The following is a 14,704-nucleotide window of genomic DNA, read 5'->3' as shown; positions in this document are numbered from 1 at the left end:
TCGTTGGGGGCGGTACCGTGACATTCGTGAGCGGAGCCACCCCCACCCCCGAGCCCCGGCCGTCCGGCGGAGATGACGTGTCCGAGAACGCTGTTCCCGAGGGCACCGGGCCCTCCGAGGACGCGCCCGGCGACGCCGAGCCCGAAGACGACGGCGCCACCCCGACCGAAGAGCCCAAACCGCCCGGCCGGCCCGCCTCCAGAGGCCGGTGGGGACTGTCGCGCCGCGACCTGGTGTTGATCAGCGCCATCTCGCTGGTGGTGGCCGTGATCGCCGCCGCCGTCATCGTGACGTTGACGGACGGCAAGACCGACGACGACATCCTCTCGGTCGAGGAGTTTCTCGAGCCACAGGATCCCGGCGCGACGTCGGGTTCCGCCGAGGTTGGCGAGCCGGTGCCCAACCTCGACCTTCGGATGTTCGATGGGACGACGACCACGTTGGACGAGCTGATCGATCGCCCCACCGTCATCAACGTGTGGGCCTCGACCTGCGCCCCGTGCCTGCGCGAGATGCCCGACTTCGAGCGCGTCCACGACGACCTGGGCGACCGGGTCGGCATGCTCGGCATCGATTCGGGCGAGACCGAGGCCCAAGGTGCCCCCTTCGCCGAGCGGGTTGGCGCCACCTACCCGTTGGCTGAGGACCCCGATCAGGCCCATTCGATTGCGCTCGGCCTGGTCGCCCTCCCGATGACGCTGTTCGTCGAGGCGGACGGCACGGTGGCCGGGCAGCAGCTTGGAGCGATGGACGAGGCCGAGCTGCGCTCCAACATCGAGCGGTACCTGGGCGTCGCCTCGTGACCGCTCCCCACGTCCCTCGGCGGCGCTGATGGACGCCCCTCTGGCCTGGGCTTTCGCCACCGGCATGGCCGCCACGGTCAACCCGTGCGGCTTTGCACTGTTGCCCACCTACCTCACGTACTACCTGGGCCTCGATGACGGCGAGGACGGTGCCCAAGCGTCCACCGCCACCGCCATCGGGCGGGCGCTCAAGGTCTCCGGGGCGATGACCGCCGGGTTCCTGGTGGTCTTCGGCACGATGGGGCTGCTGTGGGGCTCGATCCGCACCTTCCTCCAGCCCAACCTGCCGTTCATCACGATCGGCATCGGCATACTGGTCATCGGGCTGGGGGTGGCCATGCTGGCCGGTTACGAGCCGACGATCGGCGTTCCCCGCCTGGAGTTGTCGGTGGGCGACCGGCAGCTGTCCTCGATGTTCCTCTACGGCATCAGCTATGCGGTGGCCTCGCTCAGCTGCACCCTGCCCCTGTTCGCCGGCGTGCTGACCTCGACGCTGGAGAACTCCAGCCCGTTGGCCGCCGGGCTGACGGTGGCCACCTTCGGGCTGGGCATGGGCCTGCTGTTGGCGGTGCTGACGATGGCCGTCGCCCTGGGCCGCACGTCGATCGTCCGCAACATGCGCCGGGTGCTGCCCTGGATCCACCGAATCTCGGGCGGCCTACTGATCCTCGCCGGGCTGTTCGTCGGCTACTACGGCTGGACGGAGTACCGCATCACCCGGGGCGATCGCATCGACGGTGGCCTCAGCGTGACCGCTCAGAGCTGGCAGGGCAGCGTGCAGACCTGGGTGGTGACCCACCAGGCCACGCTGGGCTGGGTGAGCGGGGCGCTCGTCGTGGCCGCCATCGGTTGGGTGATGGCCGCCCGCATTCGTCGGGACCGCACCGGGAGCGACGGCACTCCTTCCGACCGCTCAAGCCCCGACGGGCCGCCCACCGCAGCTGCTCACGCCGACGCCGCAGCGGGCGGAGTGACCGCGGCGACGAACCCCGATCAGGGTGCCAGCCGGTCGATCTCCCAGGAGCCACCGGTCAACCGGTAACGAAACCGGTCGTGCAGCCGGGCACGACGCCCCTGCCAGAACTCGAAGGTGTGGGGCACCAGCCGGTAGCCAACCCAGTGCTCGGGCCGAGGGATGTCCAAACCTTCAGCGTCGCGCTCGTAGCGCTCGACCAGCGCCTCGAGCTCGGCCCGGTCGGCAACGACTTCACCCTGCGGCGACGCCGCCGAAGCAATTTGGCTGCCCTGGGGCCTGTTGGCCCAGTAGGTGTCCGCAAGGTCGCCGTCGATCACCTCGACGTCGGCGTCGACCCGTGCCTGACGTTGCAGGCCCAGCCAGCTGAACAGCGCACTGGCCACCGGGTTGGCGTCGATCGCCTGGCCCTTGGCGCTCAGCCGGTTGGAGTAGAACACGAGGCCCGCCTCGTCCAGGTTGCGCAGAAGTACGTTGCGGACGCGAGGGCGACCATCCGCATCCACCGTGGCGACGGCCATCGCGTTGGGCTCGGGGACCTCCGCCCGACCCGCATCGTCCAACCAACGGCGCAGCTGGGCGACCGGGTCCGCCGCCAACTCGGCTCGTCTGAGCTCGCCGACGTCGTAGTCGAGTCGGGACGAGATGGGGTCGACAACCGGGTCGGAGGGGGCCATCTGCCCAGTCTTGCCCACCGGCCGCCGCCCGGTGGAGCCGCGCGGCATGGGGTCGGGCCCGCAGCCGCCGCCATACTGGTGTGGTGAACGCCGCCCTAGCGCCCGTCCTCAGCGCCCCCGTGGGCGCCGGTCCGGCCGGAGGCGCGACCCCGCTCTCACTGGGCACACACCGGATCTGGCCGCCGGTGGTGCTGGCACCGATGGCCGGCGTGACCGACACCCCCTACCGCGTCGTCTGTTCCCGCCGGGGGGCTCCACTGTGCGTCAACGAGATGGTGACCGCCCGGGCGATCGTCGAACGCCACGCGCCCACCCTGGCGATGCTCGACCATCATCCGTCCGAACCGCTGCGGTCGCTGCAGCTGTACGGCACCGACCCCTACTACCTGGGCGAGGCGGTCCGTTTTCTGGTCGACAGCCGCCCACTCGACCACCTCGACCTCAACTTCGGCTGCCCGGCACCCAAAGTGACCCGCTTGGGCGGTGGCGCGGCGCTGCCGTTCAAGCGGCCGCTGTTCGCCCGCATGATCCGCTCGGCCGTCGCCGCCGCCGGCGACATTCCGGTGACGGTCAAGTTTCGGATGGGTATCGACGACGACCACCTCACCTACCTCGACGCCGGCCACATCGCTCAGGATGAGGGCAGCGCCTGGGTGGCGCTCCACGCCCGCACCGCCGAGCAGCTCTATGCCCCATCGGCGCGCTGGGACGCGATCGGGGAGCTGGTGTCGGCGCTCGACGTGCCCGTGCTGGGCAACGGCGACATCTTCGAGGCGTCCGACGCCATCGACATGATCGACCGAACCGGCTGTGCCGGCGTGGTGATCGGCCGGGGTTGTCTGGGCAAGCCGTGGCTGTTCTCCGACCTGCGCGCCGTCTTCGATGGCCACGAGGTGCCGCCGCCGCCGACGCTGCGCGAGGTGTCCGCCACCGCGTGGGAGCACGCCCGGGAGGCGGTGGCCTGGCGGGGCGCCCACGAGGCCCTCCCACCCCGCCGCAGCCGGGCGGCCGCCCGCCGCTCCGCCATTCCCCAGAGTCCCGAAACCCGGGCGATCACCGCCTTCCGCAAGCACCTCAGCTGGTACCTGAAGGGCTACCCGGTGGGCGGCGACGTCCGGCGGGCGGCCTCGCTGGTGACCTCGCTGACCGAGGTCGAGTTGCTGCTCGCCGGCCTCGACCCCGACGCCGAGCTGTTGGTGGGCAACGAACGGCTGGTGCGCTCCCATTCCGGGGGTCCCCGCCGGGTGGCCCTCCCCGACGGGTGGCTGGGCGACCCCGATGACGACCCACGCCTCGACCCCGCAGCCGAAGCTTTCAGTTCAGGAGGCTGACCGATGAACGACCCCAGGCTGGTGCTGGCCAGCGCTTCGCGCCGCCGCCGGGAACTGCTGGCCGAGCTGGGCCTGCACCCCGAAGTGCGGCCCCCCAACGTCGACGAAACCCCGCACGCGGACGAGTCGCCCGACGCCTACGTCACGCGCCTGGCCTTCGAGAAGGCCGGAGCCGACGTGCAGGCCGACGAGGTGTCGCTGGGCGCCGACACGGTCGTCGTGCTCGGCGACACGCTGCTGGGCAAGCCGGGCAACCCCGCCGAGGCGGCCGACATGTTGGCACGGTTGTCGGGCCGCACCCACCGCGTGCTCAGCGCCCAAGCGCTCGTCGGGCGCGACCATGCCGGGGCGATCTCGACGCGGGCCAGCGCCCTCTCGATCGCCCGGATCAGCTTCCGAACGCTGGGCAACGCTGAAATCGCCGGCTACGTCGCCACCGGCGAGCCGATGGACAAGGCGGGCGCCTACGCCATCCAAGATGCCGGCGGGGTACTGATCCAGCGCCTGGAAGGCCGCCGCGACACGGTGATCGGCCTCGACCTCAGCTGGACCCTCCGCCTGTTGGACGGCGCCGGCATCGAACGCCGGGCGGAGCGCTCAACCCGTTAGGGCGCCTCGATCGTCGTCATGCCCCGCATGTACTGCAGCAGTGGCTCGGGCACGCGCACCGAGCCGTCTTCCTGACGGTAGGCCTCCAGGATCGCCGCCCACACCCGCGGGACCGCCATCGCCGAGCCGTTGAGGGTGTGCACCAGCTGGGTGCCGCTGCCGCCCTCGGCCTTGTAGCGGACGTTGGCGCGACGGGCCTGGTAGTCGGAGAACCACGACACCGAGGACACCTCCAGCCAGGCGTCGGCACCCGGCGCATACACCTCGATGTCGATGCTGCGATGGTGGCTCTGGCCCAGGTCACCGGTGCAGATGTCGACCGTGCGCCACGTCAATCCCAACCCGGCGATGCCGGCCAGGGCGCGGGCGAGCAGCTCGTCGAACATGGCGGGCGCCTGCTCGGGGGTGGTCAGCGCCAGGATCTCGACCTTGTCGAACTCGTGGCTGCGCAGCATGCCCCGGGTGTCGCGGCCGGCCGATCCCGCCTCGCGGCGGTAACACGGCGTGGCGGTCATGTAGCGGATCGGCAGCGCGGCCTCGGCCAGCGTCTCGTCGCGGTGCATCGAGGTGAGCGGCACCTCGCCGGTGGGGATCGCCCACAGGTCGTCGCGCTCCATGTGATAGGCGTCGTCGGCGAACTTGGGCAGCTGACCGGTGGCGGTGAGCGTTTCGGAGGTGACCAGCGACGGCGGACGGACCTCGATGAAGGCATCGGCGTTGAGGTCGAGCCCGTACTGGGTGAGCGCCCGGCTGAGCGTGGCGCCTGGGCCGCGAAGCAGGCTGAACATGGCGCCGCTCAACTTGGTGGCCCGTTCGGTGTCCAAGATGCCCAGCGTGGCCCCGATGTCCCAGTGGGGCACCCGCTGGGCCTCGCCGTAGCTGTCGATCGCTGGACCGCCGCTGGTGAGCACCGGATTGTCGCCGTCGGAGGCACCGTCGGGGGCGTCGGGATGGGGGACGTTGGGGATGACCAGCAACAGGGACCGCAGCTCGGTCGCCTTGGTCTCGGCCGCCGAGTCGAGCTCCCGCTCGCGGTCGCCCAGCGCACGACTCTTCGCCTGGAGCCCCTCGGCCTCCTCGCGCCGGCCGTCGCGGAAGAGCGCACCAACCTGCTGTGACAGCGCGTTGATCCGGCTACGGAGCTGGTCCCGCTCGGTGTTGAGGGCGCGAACCTCGGCATCGAGCGCCGCTGCGGTGGCCACCTCTGCTCCCAGTGACTCGTCGCGCCGACGGGCCAACGCCGCGGTCACGCCGTCGAGATCGTTACGAAGTGAGCGGACGTCCAGCATGACCGAGACGGTAGTGGCTCAGCCGGTGAGGACGGTCGCCAGGGCGGCGGGAAGCTGCTCCGGGGCATCGAGCACCATGGCTGCGCCGGCAGCGACCAGCTCGTCGCTGGTGCCGTATCCCCACCCGACGCCGACGGCGGGCAGGCCGAGGGCCAGCGCCCCGGCCACGTCGTAGCGGCGATCGCCGACCATCGCTGTGCGGCCCGGTGCTTCCCCTCCCATCCGCTCCAGCGTCCAGCCGAGGATCTCGGGCTTGTGCAGCCGATCGAACTCGCCGGCGCCGCCGATCACCTCGAAGTAGTCAGCGATGCCCAGGTGGCGGCACACATCGGTGGCCATCGCCACCCGCTTCGACGTGGCCGTCGCCAGGCGAGCCCCGCCGCTACGCAGGTTGGACAGGGCCTCGACGATGCCCGGGTACAGCACGCTGCGCGCCAAACCCTCGGTGGCATAGCAACTGCGGTAGGTCGCCTTGGCCGTCTCAAAGCCCGCCGGGGCGACACCGTGGGCGGCCAGCGTGTCCTCGAGCGGGGGGCCGATGTCGGCCGCCAACACGTCGACCGGGGGCGCGTCCAGGCCGACCGACTCGATGGCCCGGGCCAGGCACCAGGTGATCGCCGGCGCCGAGTCGACCAGTGTGCCGTCCACGTCGAGCAACACGATGGCTCCGTCGAGAGGGCCGAGCGAAGGTGCGATTCTGGGAACCATGGACTCGTGCTGCATCCGCTCACGTTATGGGAGGAGGTCTCCCCCTACGCTGTGAGCCATGTTGTCGAGGTCGAAGTCAACCGGTCCGTCGCGCCGTTCGGTCGGTCGCTGTGTCCCCGTCGGTCGAGCTGCGACGGCCGCCGTGGCGCTGGTGCTGATGGCCTCGTGTTCGGGAGACGGCGAGACCACCGCCAAGCCGATGGACGAGACAGCGGCCGCCGGACGCGACTCGAAGGCGGACGACGCACAAGGCGGGTCCAAGGACGTGGCCGAACCCGGAGCGGCCACGCCGTCGGCAGGGTGCGACTCGGGCCCGCACCCTGCGGTCAAGGCAGCGAAGACCACGATGGAGGTGGCAGGCGAGGAGCGCTACTACCTGCTGACCGTTCCCGATGGCACCGACGAGGCGCCGGCGCCGGTCGTCTTCGACTTTCACGGCCTGATGGAAGGTGCCGAGCTGGCGGCCAAGGCCAGCAGGTTGCCCGAGCTGGGGACCGAGGAAGGGTTCATCACCGTCGTCCCCAACGGGCGGGGCAATCCGATCAGCTGGGATATCGCCCCCGACCCCGCAGCCAACCCCGACATGGCCTTCGTCGGCGACATGTTGGATACCATCGGTGCTGAGCAGTGCATCGACACCTCCCGGGTGTATGCCACTGGGCTGTCCAACGGCGCCATGATGACCTCGGCGATCGCCTGCGCCTACCCCGACCGCTTCGCTGCCGTCGCTCCGGTGGCCGGGGTCATGGCGACCTGCGACTCCACCAACCGTCCGGTGCCGGTGTTGGCCTTCCACGGCACCGCCGACCCGATCCTGTTGTTCAACGGCGGGGTGGGCAACCTCGGAGGTTTACTCAGCGGCGACGCCGACGTCTCCAACGTGCCAGAGGCGGACCTGCAGGGCGAGGGCTATCCGCAGTCGGTTGACGAATGGGCCGTCCGCAACGGCTGTGAGGACGACTTCATCGATGACCGGATCGAAGACGACGTTGTGCGGCGAACCTATGACTGCCCGAAGGACGCCGACGTCGTCTTCGACATCGTCGAGGGCGGCGGCCACACCTGGCCCGGCAGCGAGCTCAACGCTCAGCTCGGCGCCATCATGGGGCCGACCACGACCAACTTGGACGCCTCGGCCGCCATGTGGGAGTTCTTCGGTCGCTTCCAGCTGCCGACCGACTGACGGGAGCCGGCTGCCGGTCCCTCGGCGGCCGGCAGTAACGTCAGCGATCGTGACAATCGCAGTCGAGGTCGACGACCTCACGGTCCGCTACGGCAGAATCATCGCGGTCAACGGCCTGTCGCTCACCGCCGGCTTCGGTGCCGTCACCGCCGTTCTGGGACCCAACGGAGCGGGCAAGACGTCGACGATCGAATGCTGCGAGGGATACCGCCGGCCGTCGTCGGGCCAGGTGCGGGTCGACGGGTTGGACCCGGTGGCCGATCACCAGGCCCTCACCGAGCGCATCGGGGTGATGTTGCAGGGCGCGGGGCTTCCCCGCCACCAGCGCCCCCGCGACGTGCTGGCGCAGTTCGCCGGCTTCTACCCCGACCCGCTCGATCCTGCCCGTCTGCTCGAGCAGGTCGGCCTGGCCCATCGGGCCCGCTCAACCTGGGGAAAGCTGTCGGGCGGCGAACAGCAGCGCCTCTCCCTTGCCCTCGCACTGATCGGGCGGCCCCGGATCGCCTTTCTCGATGAGCCGTCAGCCGGCGTCGACCTCGAAGGACGACTACTGATCCGTTCGTTGATTGCGCAGCTGCGCGACGACGGGGTTGCCGTCGTGCTGAGCACCCACGATCTGGACGAGGCCCAAAGCCTGGCCGATCACATCGTGATCATCGACCGGGGCGTGGCGGTCGCCTCTGGCACCCCGGACGACCTCCTGCGCCTCGAATCGGGTGACGAGGTGCGCTTCGGTGCCGACCCCGGCCTGGACACCGCCGAGCTGTCCAGCCGCCTCGGCGCCCTCGTCACCGAGGCAAGCCGAGGTGAGTACGTCGTAGCGGCGGCAGGCACGCCCCGGCTCGTCGCCACGCTCACCTCCGCCCTGGCGGACTGGGACGTGAGCCTGGCCGATCTTCGGGCGGGCCGAAAACGCCTCGATGACGTGTTCCTTCGCCTGACCGGCGAGGTGACCGACGCAGGACAGCCCCCGGGAGCGTCCGACCCGCCCGTACCGGATCCGTCGGGATCCGCTCCAGGCGAGGAGTCCCGATGAGGCCGTTCCTCTCGCAGTGGCGGGCCGAATTCAGCCTGGCGATGCGCCAGGGCGAACAGTTGCTCGTGTCGGTGGGCATCCCACTGGGCATCCTGGTGTTCTTTTCCCAGATCGATGTCGTGCGCTTCGACGGGGTCGACGCGGTCGACTACCTGACGCCGGCGACGATGGCCCTGGCGGTCATGTCCACCTCGATGGTCAGCCTTGGGATCGGCACCGGGTTCGATCGCAACTACGGCGTCCTCAAGCGGCTCGGCTCGACCCCGCTGGGCAGGGGTCGCTGGTTGGCAGCCAAGGTGGCGACGGTGGCCACGATCGAGGTCGGTCAGGTGGCCGTGCTGGCGATGGTGGGCGCTGCGCTCGGATGGCGCCCACCCCCGACCTGGCCGCTCGGACTGGTCGCACTCGCCCTCGGCACCGCAGCTTTTGCCGGGATCGGGTTGGCTCTCGCCGGACGCCTACCCGCCCTGGCCAACCTTGCAGCGACCAACAGCTTGTATCTGGTGCTGTTGCTCATCGGGGGCATGGTCGTCCCGATCGACAAGTTCCCGGCGCCGCTTGCAGCGGTCGCACACGCTCTTCCCGCAGCTCCGCTGGCCGGCCTGACCGTGACCACGATGGGTCCCGAGAGCTTCGCCACCGGCTGGCTCTGGGGCGTGCTGGCCGGATGGGCCATCATCGCGCCACTCGTAGCCGCCCGTACGTTCCGCTGGGACGGCTGAAGCGCCGCCCCTCCGGGCTCGCTAGCCGCCCGGGGCGGCCGGGTCTTCCAGCGGCACCGTCGTCTGGATCGGCGGCGGGGAGGTGAAGTTCTGGTTGCCGGAGTCCGTCCAGAACGAGAACGTCGACAGGACGGCCACGTAGACGATGACCGCCAGGATGGCGCCGCCGTAGAACAGGCCGCTCAGCTCCTTGCCGTCGTAACGGAGGTGCATGAAGAACCCGGCCACCATGACGAACTTGATGATCATCAAAGCGATCAGCAGCGGGCCGTAGATCTTGCCGTTGTTGAGCAGTTCGGGCAGCGCGATCTCGATGGCGGTCAGCACCGCCAGCACTGCGCCGACCTTGATGTAGATCATGTCGGAATGGTGAACCATCCGGTTGAGGCCTTCATCGGCCCTCAGGTTGGCCGCCTCCTCGGCGGTCAGGGTGTCGTGCTCGCTGAACGGCGAGCTCGGCAGGGTCTCGGTGCCTTCATCGGGGCTGGACGTGCTCACGTGGACGCTCCTACTAATTGATCAGGTAGACGACGGTAAAGATGAGGATCCACACCACATCGACGAAGTGCCAGTACAGGCCGACGATCTCGACCCCTTCGGCCTTGGACTGCGGGATGCGGCCCTTGAAGGACAACACCATCATCGTCAACAACATGAGGATGCCGAAGGTGACGTGGACGCCGTGGAACCCGGTGAGGGTATAGAACGACGACGTCGAAACGTTGGTGGTGTAGCCGAAGCCCTCGCGCACGAACTCGGTGAACTCGTACACCTGCCCACCGATGAAGATGGCGCCGAGGAAGGCCGTGGTGCCGAGCCACAGGCGCAGCCGGTGATGGTCACCGCGGGCGATGGACGTGACCGCCAGCACCATCGTCAGCGAACTCATCAACAACACGAACGAGCTGGCCGACGTGAAGGCGATGTCGAACACGTCGGAGATGGGCTCGGCATTGCCGACGATGCCCGGCGCCATGGGACGGTTCTTGTACAGCATGTAGGTGGCGATCAGGCCACCGAAGAGCATGCAGTCCGACCCCAGGAACACCCACATGCCCAGCTTCGGGTTGGAGATGCCGGTGTTGGTGGCATGCCCGCTGTAGTCGTCGGGCTCCGCCGATGCCGGGGCCGAAGCCCCGGAAGCGGTGAGGGTGTCAGACATTGGCGGTCTCCTTGGTACTCACGACGCCTTCGACTTCGACGTCATCGCCGTCCTCCGCCTCGTTGCCCTCGGGCAAAGCCGCTTTGGAGTCGTCGGAGGGGTCGTGGTCGTGCCCGTCAAGCCCGGTGTGACCGGCGTCCGGATCATCCGACGGTTCCAGGATCCAGCCGACGAAGCCGGCGATGAACAGGGCCCCGCCCAGCACGGCGAACCACAGGTTGAAGATGACGCCGTAGCCGATGAAGGGCAGGCTCGAGGCCAACAGGATGGGCTGGAACGACGGCGAGGGCAGGTGCACGCCCACCGAATCGCCCTTCTGGGCCACATCCTCCATGTTGGCGATACGCACCGGGCGACCGTCCTCGTCGTGGCCGTACTTGAGGTGCCAGGCCTCGTCGATCTCGTGCACGGTGGGGATCGGGTCGTAGTTGTACGCCGGCGTCGGGCACGGGATGGTCCACTCGATCGTGCGGGCGTCCCAGGGGTCCGGTCCGACATCGACCGGGTTGGCTTTGTGCGCCCGGTAACTCGAGTACACGTTCCACAGGAACAGGGCGACACCGATCGCCATCGTGTAGGCGCCGAGCGTGGCCACGAAGTTCCAGAGGTTGAAGCCCTGGTAGTCGCTGTAGGAGAAGATCCGCCGGCTCATGCCTTCCATGCCGAGGACGTGCATCGGGCCGAACGTGGCGTTGAATCCGATCAACACGAACCAGAACGCCACCTTGCCCACGCCTTCGGAGAGCATGTACCCAAAGATCTTGGGATACCAGTAGTAGGTGGCCGCCAGGAAGCCGAGCACGCCACCACCGAAGATCACGTAGTGGAAGTGGGCGACGATGTAGTACGTGTCGGTCTGCTGGGTGTCGGCCGAAGCGAACCCGTGGGTCACGCCTGACAACCCGCCGATGGTGAACATCGCCACAAAGGAAATGGCGTACATCATCGCCACCGTCATGCGGATGCGTCCGCCCCACATCGTGGCCATCCAGTTGAGGACCTTCACCCCGGTGGGTACGGCGATGGTCAACGTGGCCAGCGAGAACGCTGTGACCGACATCGGGCCCATGCCCGAAGCGAACATGTGGTGGGCCCACACGCCGAAGCCGAGGAAACCGATCGCGATCCCCGAGAAGATGACGAAGCGATAACCGAAGAGCGGCTTGCGGCTGAACACCGGGATGATGTCGGACACCATCCCGAAGGCCGGCATCACGATGATGTACACCTCCGGGTGGCCGAAGATCCAGAACAGGTGCTGCCACAGCAGCGGGTCACCGCCCTTGGCGCCGTTGAAGAAGGTGGCACCGAAGCGACGGTCGAAGGTCAACAGGAACAGCGCCACCGAGATGACCGGGATGGCGAAGGCCAACAGGAACTGGGTGACCAGTGACATCCAGGTGGTGGTCGGGATGCGCCACCAGGTCATGCCGGGAGCCCGCATGTTGAACACGGTGACGATCAGGTTGATCGAACCGATCAGCGAGGCGAGACCGACGATCTGCAGGCCAACGGCGTAGAAGTCGATGCCGTGACCCGGCGAGAAGACCACGCTGGAGTTGGGTGCGTAGTTGAACCAGCCGCCGTTGGCACCGCCGCCGAGAAACCACGAGGTGTTCACGAAGAGGGCGCCGAAGAGGTAGATCCAATAACTGAGCGCGTTGAGGCGAGGGAACGCAACGTCCCGAGCGCCGATCTGCAGCGGGATGAGGTAGTTCATGAAGCCAGAGGCCATCGGCATGATGAACAGGAAGATCATCGTCACGCCGTGCATGGTGAACACCTGGTTGTACAGGTCGGCCGACAACAGCGTCTGGTTCGGCGCAGCCAGCTGGGTGCGCAGCAGGAGTGCTTCGACGCCGCCGACGATGAAGAACACCATCGCCGTGCAGCTGTACATGATGCCGATGCGCTTGTGGTCCACCGTGGTGATCCACGAGCGCCACCCGGTGGTGCTGCTGGGGCGGGTAAACACGCCCAGCGGTCGGCTGGGACCCGTGCCGTTGCCGGCTGGTACCAGATCGCCCGAGCCAGGCCCATCTGGGTCGACTGTGGCGGGGAGGTTGGTCTTTTCTGGTTCAACGATCGTCATGGTGGTTCCTTCGATCCGTTGCTCAGTCGAGTGTGATCAGGTAGGCGACCAAGGCATCAATCGTTGCCGGGTCGAGGTTGAGGTTCGGCATTCCTTGGAGGTTGTCCGGCATCATCGGCTTCATCGCCTGCGGATTGGCCAGCCATTCCTTGAGTTTGCCTTCGTCAGGCGTTCCATCCTCGTAGTACAGGGGGAACATGTTGCCTGCGAACCGGTTCCGACTCATCAGGTGGGTCAGGTTGGGTGCTACGCCGGGTCGCACGGTCGGCAGCGCCGCACCGTCGAGACCCTTGTAGTCGTTCACCGGGCCCTCATCGGAATACTCGCCCTCGGAGGTGAGGCCGTTGACCTGGTGACAGTAGGCGCACTGGGCCAGGAACGCTGTGCGACCCTCCTTGGCGAGCTCGCCGGTCGGCTCGGCCGGCGGCGCCTGCTGGCTCTGCACCCAATCCTCATACTCGGCGGGCGGTAGCGCCTTGACCTCCATGCGCATGTAGCCGTGGGAGAGCCCACAGAACTCGGTGCACTGGCCCTGGAAGACTCCAGGTTTGTTGGCTTGGAAGCCCAGGAACTGGGTGCGGCCGGGGACGGAGTCCATCTTGCCGTTCAGCGCAGGGATCCAGAAGGAATGGATCACGTCCCGACTCTGAACGTTCAGCTCGATCGGGCGGCCGGCCGGGATCACCATTTCGTTGGCGGAGATGATGTCGAACTCACCATCGTCGTTGGTGTCGTAGCGGTACTCCCACCACCACTGCTGGCCGAAGACGTCAATCTTGACGGCGTCCGGCTCGCGATCCTGCAAGGCGAAGATCGTCTGAACGTTGGTGACCGACAGCACGGCGAGGATGACAGCGGGCAGCGCGGTCCAGGTGAGCTCCAGCGGCGTATTGCCGTGAACCTGCTTGGGATCGCCCTCACCGTCGCCTTCGTTGCGCCGACGGCGGTACCTGATCACGATGACGACGATCAGGCCCTCCACCAGCACGAAGACGATGGCGGCGATGAAGAAGATCGGCTTGACCAGCGTGTGGATCTGATCGGCCTGCTTGCCCTTGGGGCTCAGGGTCGTCAGCGGGTAGGTGTCCTGGTTGCCGCATGACACGAGCACGCCAACCAAGGCGACGCCAAGGAGGACATGGCCAGCCCGGCGGGCCGGTGCTGGGAGTCTGCTGAGAAAGTTCATCGAATGGTCCATCGGTAGGGGTGGATCGATCAGGTCAGGACGCCGCAGCGGATGCTGCGGAAGCGGACGGGTACAGCAACGAGGCAACAGTCTGGCCCCCGGGTGCCGCCGTCGACGAGGCGGCCCCCTCCTCAGTGTTGTGATCCTTGTTGTTGTCGGCAACCCCACCCCAGATGCCGGCGCCGATCACGATGACGCCGAACACCAACACGACCGCCAGCACCAGGCCACGGTTGATCGACGGCCGGGCCGACAGCACGAAGGCCATGGTCAACACGATGAGCGCGAGCGCTCCGGCAATGATCGCTGCGCCGAGGCCGGCGGTGGCGAGGAACAGCCGAGACATCGAGAAGACGATCACCGCCAGGCCTGCGGCCACACCGACCGGCACCTCGAGCGGCCAGATCACCCGGCCGCGTACGGCCCGGTTGACCTCGGGGTCCGACGAGGTGCGCTCGCTCCACACGGTTAGGGTCCACTCGGCACCGACCAACACCGCCACGAAGAGCCCCAGGCCGAACAGAAACGGTGAGAAGGACAGACCGACGACGGCGATGCCGATGCCGATGGCGAACAGTGCGGGCCAGGGCACGACGCCCATCGGCGGCTGATCGGCGAAGGCCTGGTCGGACGCTTCTACCTGAACGATCGCCTCAGCGTCGCCGTCCCGAAACGCCGTCGTGATCGCGCCCAAGCCGACGCTGAGACCGGCAAAACCCATCAGGGCGGCGTAACCGAAGTGGTCACCCACCCCGCCCTTGTAGCCAAAGGTGAGCGGCCCGAGGATGGCGTCGACCCCACCCGATCCACCGAGCGTGGTCCACGCACCGACATCCATGGTGTTGGTAATGAAGCCGTACAGCAGCGCCGAGATGAAGGCGCCGATGGCAAGACCGAAATAGGTACGAGACCCTGTGTTGATCATGAGATCGT

At 68.0% G+C, this 14,704-nt stretch carries 14 protein-coding genes; 6 read left to right on the top strand and 8 right to left on the bottom strand.

Features of this window, described 5'->3' with window-relative positions:
* Positions 1 to 26 precede the first annotated feature (26 nt).
* Together IPN02_00545 and IPN02_00540 are read left to right on the top strand one after the other, a co-directional pair.
* A complete protein-coding gene (locus IPN02_00545; protein MBK9295372.1) occupies positions 27 to 803 on the top strand; it encodes a TlpA family protein disulfide reductase in 777 nt (258 codons plus the stop codon).
* A 28-nt stretch (positions 804 to 831) separates the two neighbouring features.
* Positions 832 to 1,845 (top strand): cytochrome c biogenesis protein CcdA, encoded by a 1,014-nt coding sequence (locus IPN02_00540; GenBank protein ID MBK9295371.1) that lies wholly within the window; start codon positions 832 to 834, stop codon positions 1,843 to 1,845.
* Here the strand turns inward: IPN02_00540 and pdxH are convergent.
* Entirely contained in the window at positions 1,797 to 2,453 is a 657-nt protein-coding gene (gene pdxH / locus IPN02_00535) for a pyridoxamine 5'-phosphate oxidase (GenBank protein MBK9295370.1), read from the bottom strand. The genes IPN02_00540 and pdxH overlap by 49 nt on opposite strands.
* Positions 2,454 to 2,653: 200 nt before the next feature.
* On the opposite strand from pdxH, the gene IPN02_00530 reads away from it, so the two are divergent.
* Positions 2,654 to 3,784, top strand: a complete 1,131-nt coding sequence (locus IPN02_00530) for a tRNA-dihydrouridine synthase (protein ID MBK9295369.1) — start codon at positions 2,654 to 2,656, stop codon at positions 3,782 to 3,784.
* A gap of 3 nt (positions 3,785 to 3,787) precedes the next feature.
* On the top strand, positions 3,788 to 4,393 hold the full coding sequence (gene maf / locus IPN02_00525) for a septum formation protein Maf (protein MBK9295368.1): 606 nt from the start codon (positions 3,788 to 3,790) through the stop codon (positions 4,391 to 4,393).
* On the opposite strand, the gene serS is transcribed toward maf, so the two are convergent.
* Together serS and IPN02_00515 are read right to left on the bottom strand one after the other, a co-directional pair.
* Positions 4,390 to 5,682 carry a serine--tRNA ligase gene (serS, locus tag IPN02_00520; GenBank protein MBK9295367.1) on the bottom strand — a complete coding sequence of 431 codons (1,293 nt, stop codon included), beginning with the start codon at positions 5,680 to 5,682 and terminating at the stop codon, positions 4,390 to 4,392. The two genes, maf and serS, sit on opposite strands and share 4 nt — an antisense overlap.
* A gap of 18 nt (positions 5,683 to 5,700) precedes the next feature.
* The gene (locus IPN02_00515) at positions 5,701 to 6,405 is read right to left on the bottom strand and encodes an HAD hydrolase-like protein (GenBank protein ID MBK9295366.1); all 705 of its coding nucleotides are present in this window, start codon (positions 6,403 to 6,405) and stop codon (positions 5,701 to 5,703) included.
* Positions 6,406 to 7,394: 989 nt separating this feature from the next.
* On the opposite strand from IPN02_00515, the gene IPN02_00510 reads away from it, so the two are divergent.
* Positions 7,395 to 8,609: an ABC transporter ATP-binding protein gene (locus IPN02_00510; GenBank protein ID MBK9295365.1), complete on the top strand. Its 1,215-nt coding sequence runs from the start codon at positions 7,395 to 7,397 to the stop codon at positions 8,607 to 8,609.
* Entirely contained in the window at positions 8,606 to 9,331 is a 726-nt protein-coding gene (locus tag IPN02_00505; GenBank protein ID MBK9295364.1) for an ABC transporter permease, read from the top strand. Before IPN02_00510 ends, IPN02_00505 begins: the two co-directional genes overlap by 4 nt.
* Positions 9,332 to 9,352: 21 nt before the next feature.
* Here IPN02_00505 and IPN02_00500 read toward each other — a convergent pair whose 3' ends face one another.
* The 5 genes from IPN02_00500 to IPN02_00480 are packed head-to-tail and all read right to left on the bottom strand — an operon-like array spanning position 9,353 to position 14,696.
* Positions 9,353 to 9,829 carry a cytochrome C oxidase subunit IV family protein gene (locus tag IPN02_00500; protein MBK9295363.1) on the bottom strand — a complete coding sequence of 159 codons (477 nt, stop codon included), beginning with the start codon at positions 9,827 to 9,829 and terminating at the stop codon, positions 9,353 to 9,355.
* A gap of 13 nt (positions 9,830 to 9,842) precedes the next feature.
* A complete protein-coding gene (locus IPN02_00495) occupies positions 9,843 to 10,493 on the bottom strand; it encodes a heme-copper oxidase subunit III (GenBank protein MBK9295362.1) in 651 nt (216 codons plus the stop codon).
* Complete coding sequence (gene ctaD / locus IPN02_00490; protein MBK9295361.1) at positions 10,486 to 12,585, bottom strand: cytochrome c oxidase subunit I; 2,100 nt, start codon at positions 12,583 to 12,585, stop codon at positions 10,486 to 10,488. Before ctaD ends, IPN02_00495 begins: the two co-directional genes overlap by 8 nt.
* A gap of 22 nt (positions 12,586 to 12,607) precedes the next feature.
* Positions 12,608 to 13,771, bottom strand: coding sequence for a cytochrome c oxidase subunit II (gene coxB / locus IPN02_00485; GenBank protein MBK9295360.1), 1,164 nt, complete (start codon positions 13,769 to 13,771; stop codon positions 12,608 to 12,610).
* Positions 13,772 to 13,805: 34 nt separating this feature from the next.
* Positions 13,806 to 14,696 carry a hypothetical protein gene (locus tag IPN02_00480; GenBank protein ID MBK9295359.1) on the bottom strand — a complete coding sequence of 297 codons (891 nt, stop codon included), beginning with the start codon at positions 14,694 to 14,696 and terminating at the stop codon, positions 13,806 to 13,808.
* Positions 14,697 to 14,704 lie beyond the last annotated feature (8 nt).

Origin of the sequence: Candidatus Microthrix subdominans (genome assembly GCA_016719385.1) — a bacterium.
Classification (GTDB): domain Bacteria; phylum Actinomycetota; class Acidimicrobiia; order Acidimicrobiales; family Microtrichaceae; genus Microthrix; species Microthrix subdominans.
Note: the sequence above shows the minus strand (reverse complement) of the source record. Positions and strands in the feature narration are given on the sequence as shown.

What these genes read in the sequence shown, in the direction of transcription:
- IPN02_00505 (MBK9295364.1), top strand. Translation starts at nt 8,606, where the DNA reads ATGAGGCCGTTCCTCTCGCAGTGGCGGGCCGAATTCAGCCTGGCGATG.
- ctaD (MBK9295361.1), bottom strand. Translation starts at nt 12,585, where the DNA reads ATGACGATCGTTGAACCAGAAAAGACCAACCTCCCCGCCACAGTCGAC.
- IPN02_00480 (MBK9295359.1), bottom strand. Translation starts at nt 14,696, where the DNA reads ATGATCAACACAGGGTCTCGTACCTATTTCGGTCTTGCCATCGGCGCC.
- IPN02_00510 (MBK9295365.1), top strand. Translation starts at nt 7,395, where the DNA reads ATGACTGCCCGAAGGACGCCGACGTCGTCTTCGACATCGTCGAGGGCG.
- IPN02_00530 (MBK9295369.1), top strand. Translation starts at nt 2,654, where the DNA reads ATGGCCGGCGTGACCGACACCCCCTACCGCGTCGTCTGTTCCCGCCGG.
- IPN02_00515 (MBK9295366.1), bottom strand. Translation starts at nt 6,405, where the DNA reads ATGCAGCACGAGTCCATGGTTCCCAGAATCGCACCTTCGCTCGGCCCT.
- maf (MBK9295368.1), top strand. Translation starts at nt 3,788, where the DNA reads ATGAACGACCCCAGGCTGGTGCTGGCCAGCGCTTCGCGCCGCCGCCGG.
- IPN02_00495 (MBK9295362.1), bottom strand. Translation starts at nt 10,493, where the DNA reads ATGTCTGACACCCTCACCGCTTCCGGGGCTTCGGCCCCGGCATCGGCG.
- coxB (MBK9295360.1), bottom strand. Translation starts at nt 13,771, where the DNA reads ATGAACTTTCTCAGCAGACTCCCAGCACCGGCCCGCCGGGCTGGCCAT.
- IPN02_00540 (MBK9295371.1), top strand. Translation starts at nt 832, where the DNA reads ATGGACGCCCCTCTGGCCTGGGCTTTCGCCACCGGCATGGCCGCCACG.
- serS (MBK9295367.1), bottom strand. Translation starts at nt 5,682, where the DNA reads ATGCTGGACGTCCGCTCACTTCGTAACGATCTCGACGGCGTGACCGCG.
- pdxH (MBK9295370.1), bottom strand. Translation starts at nt 2,453, where the DNA reads ATGGCCCCCTCCGACCCGGTTGTCGACCCCATCTCGTCCCGACTCGAC.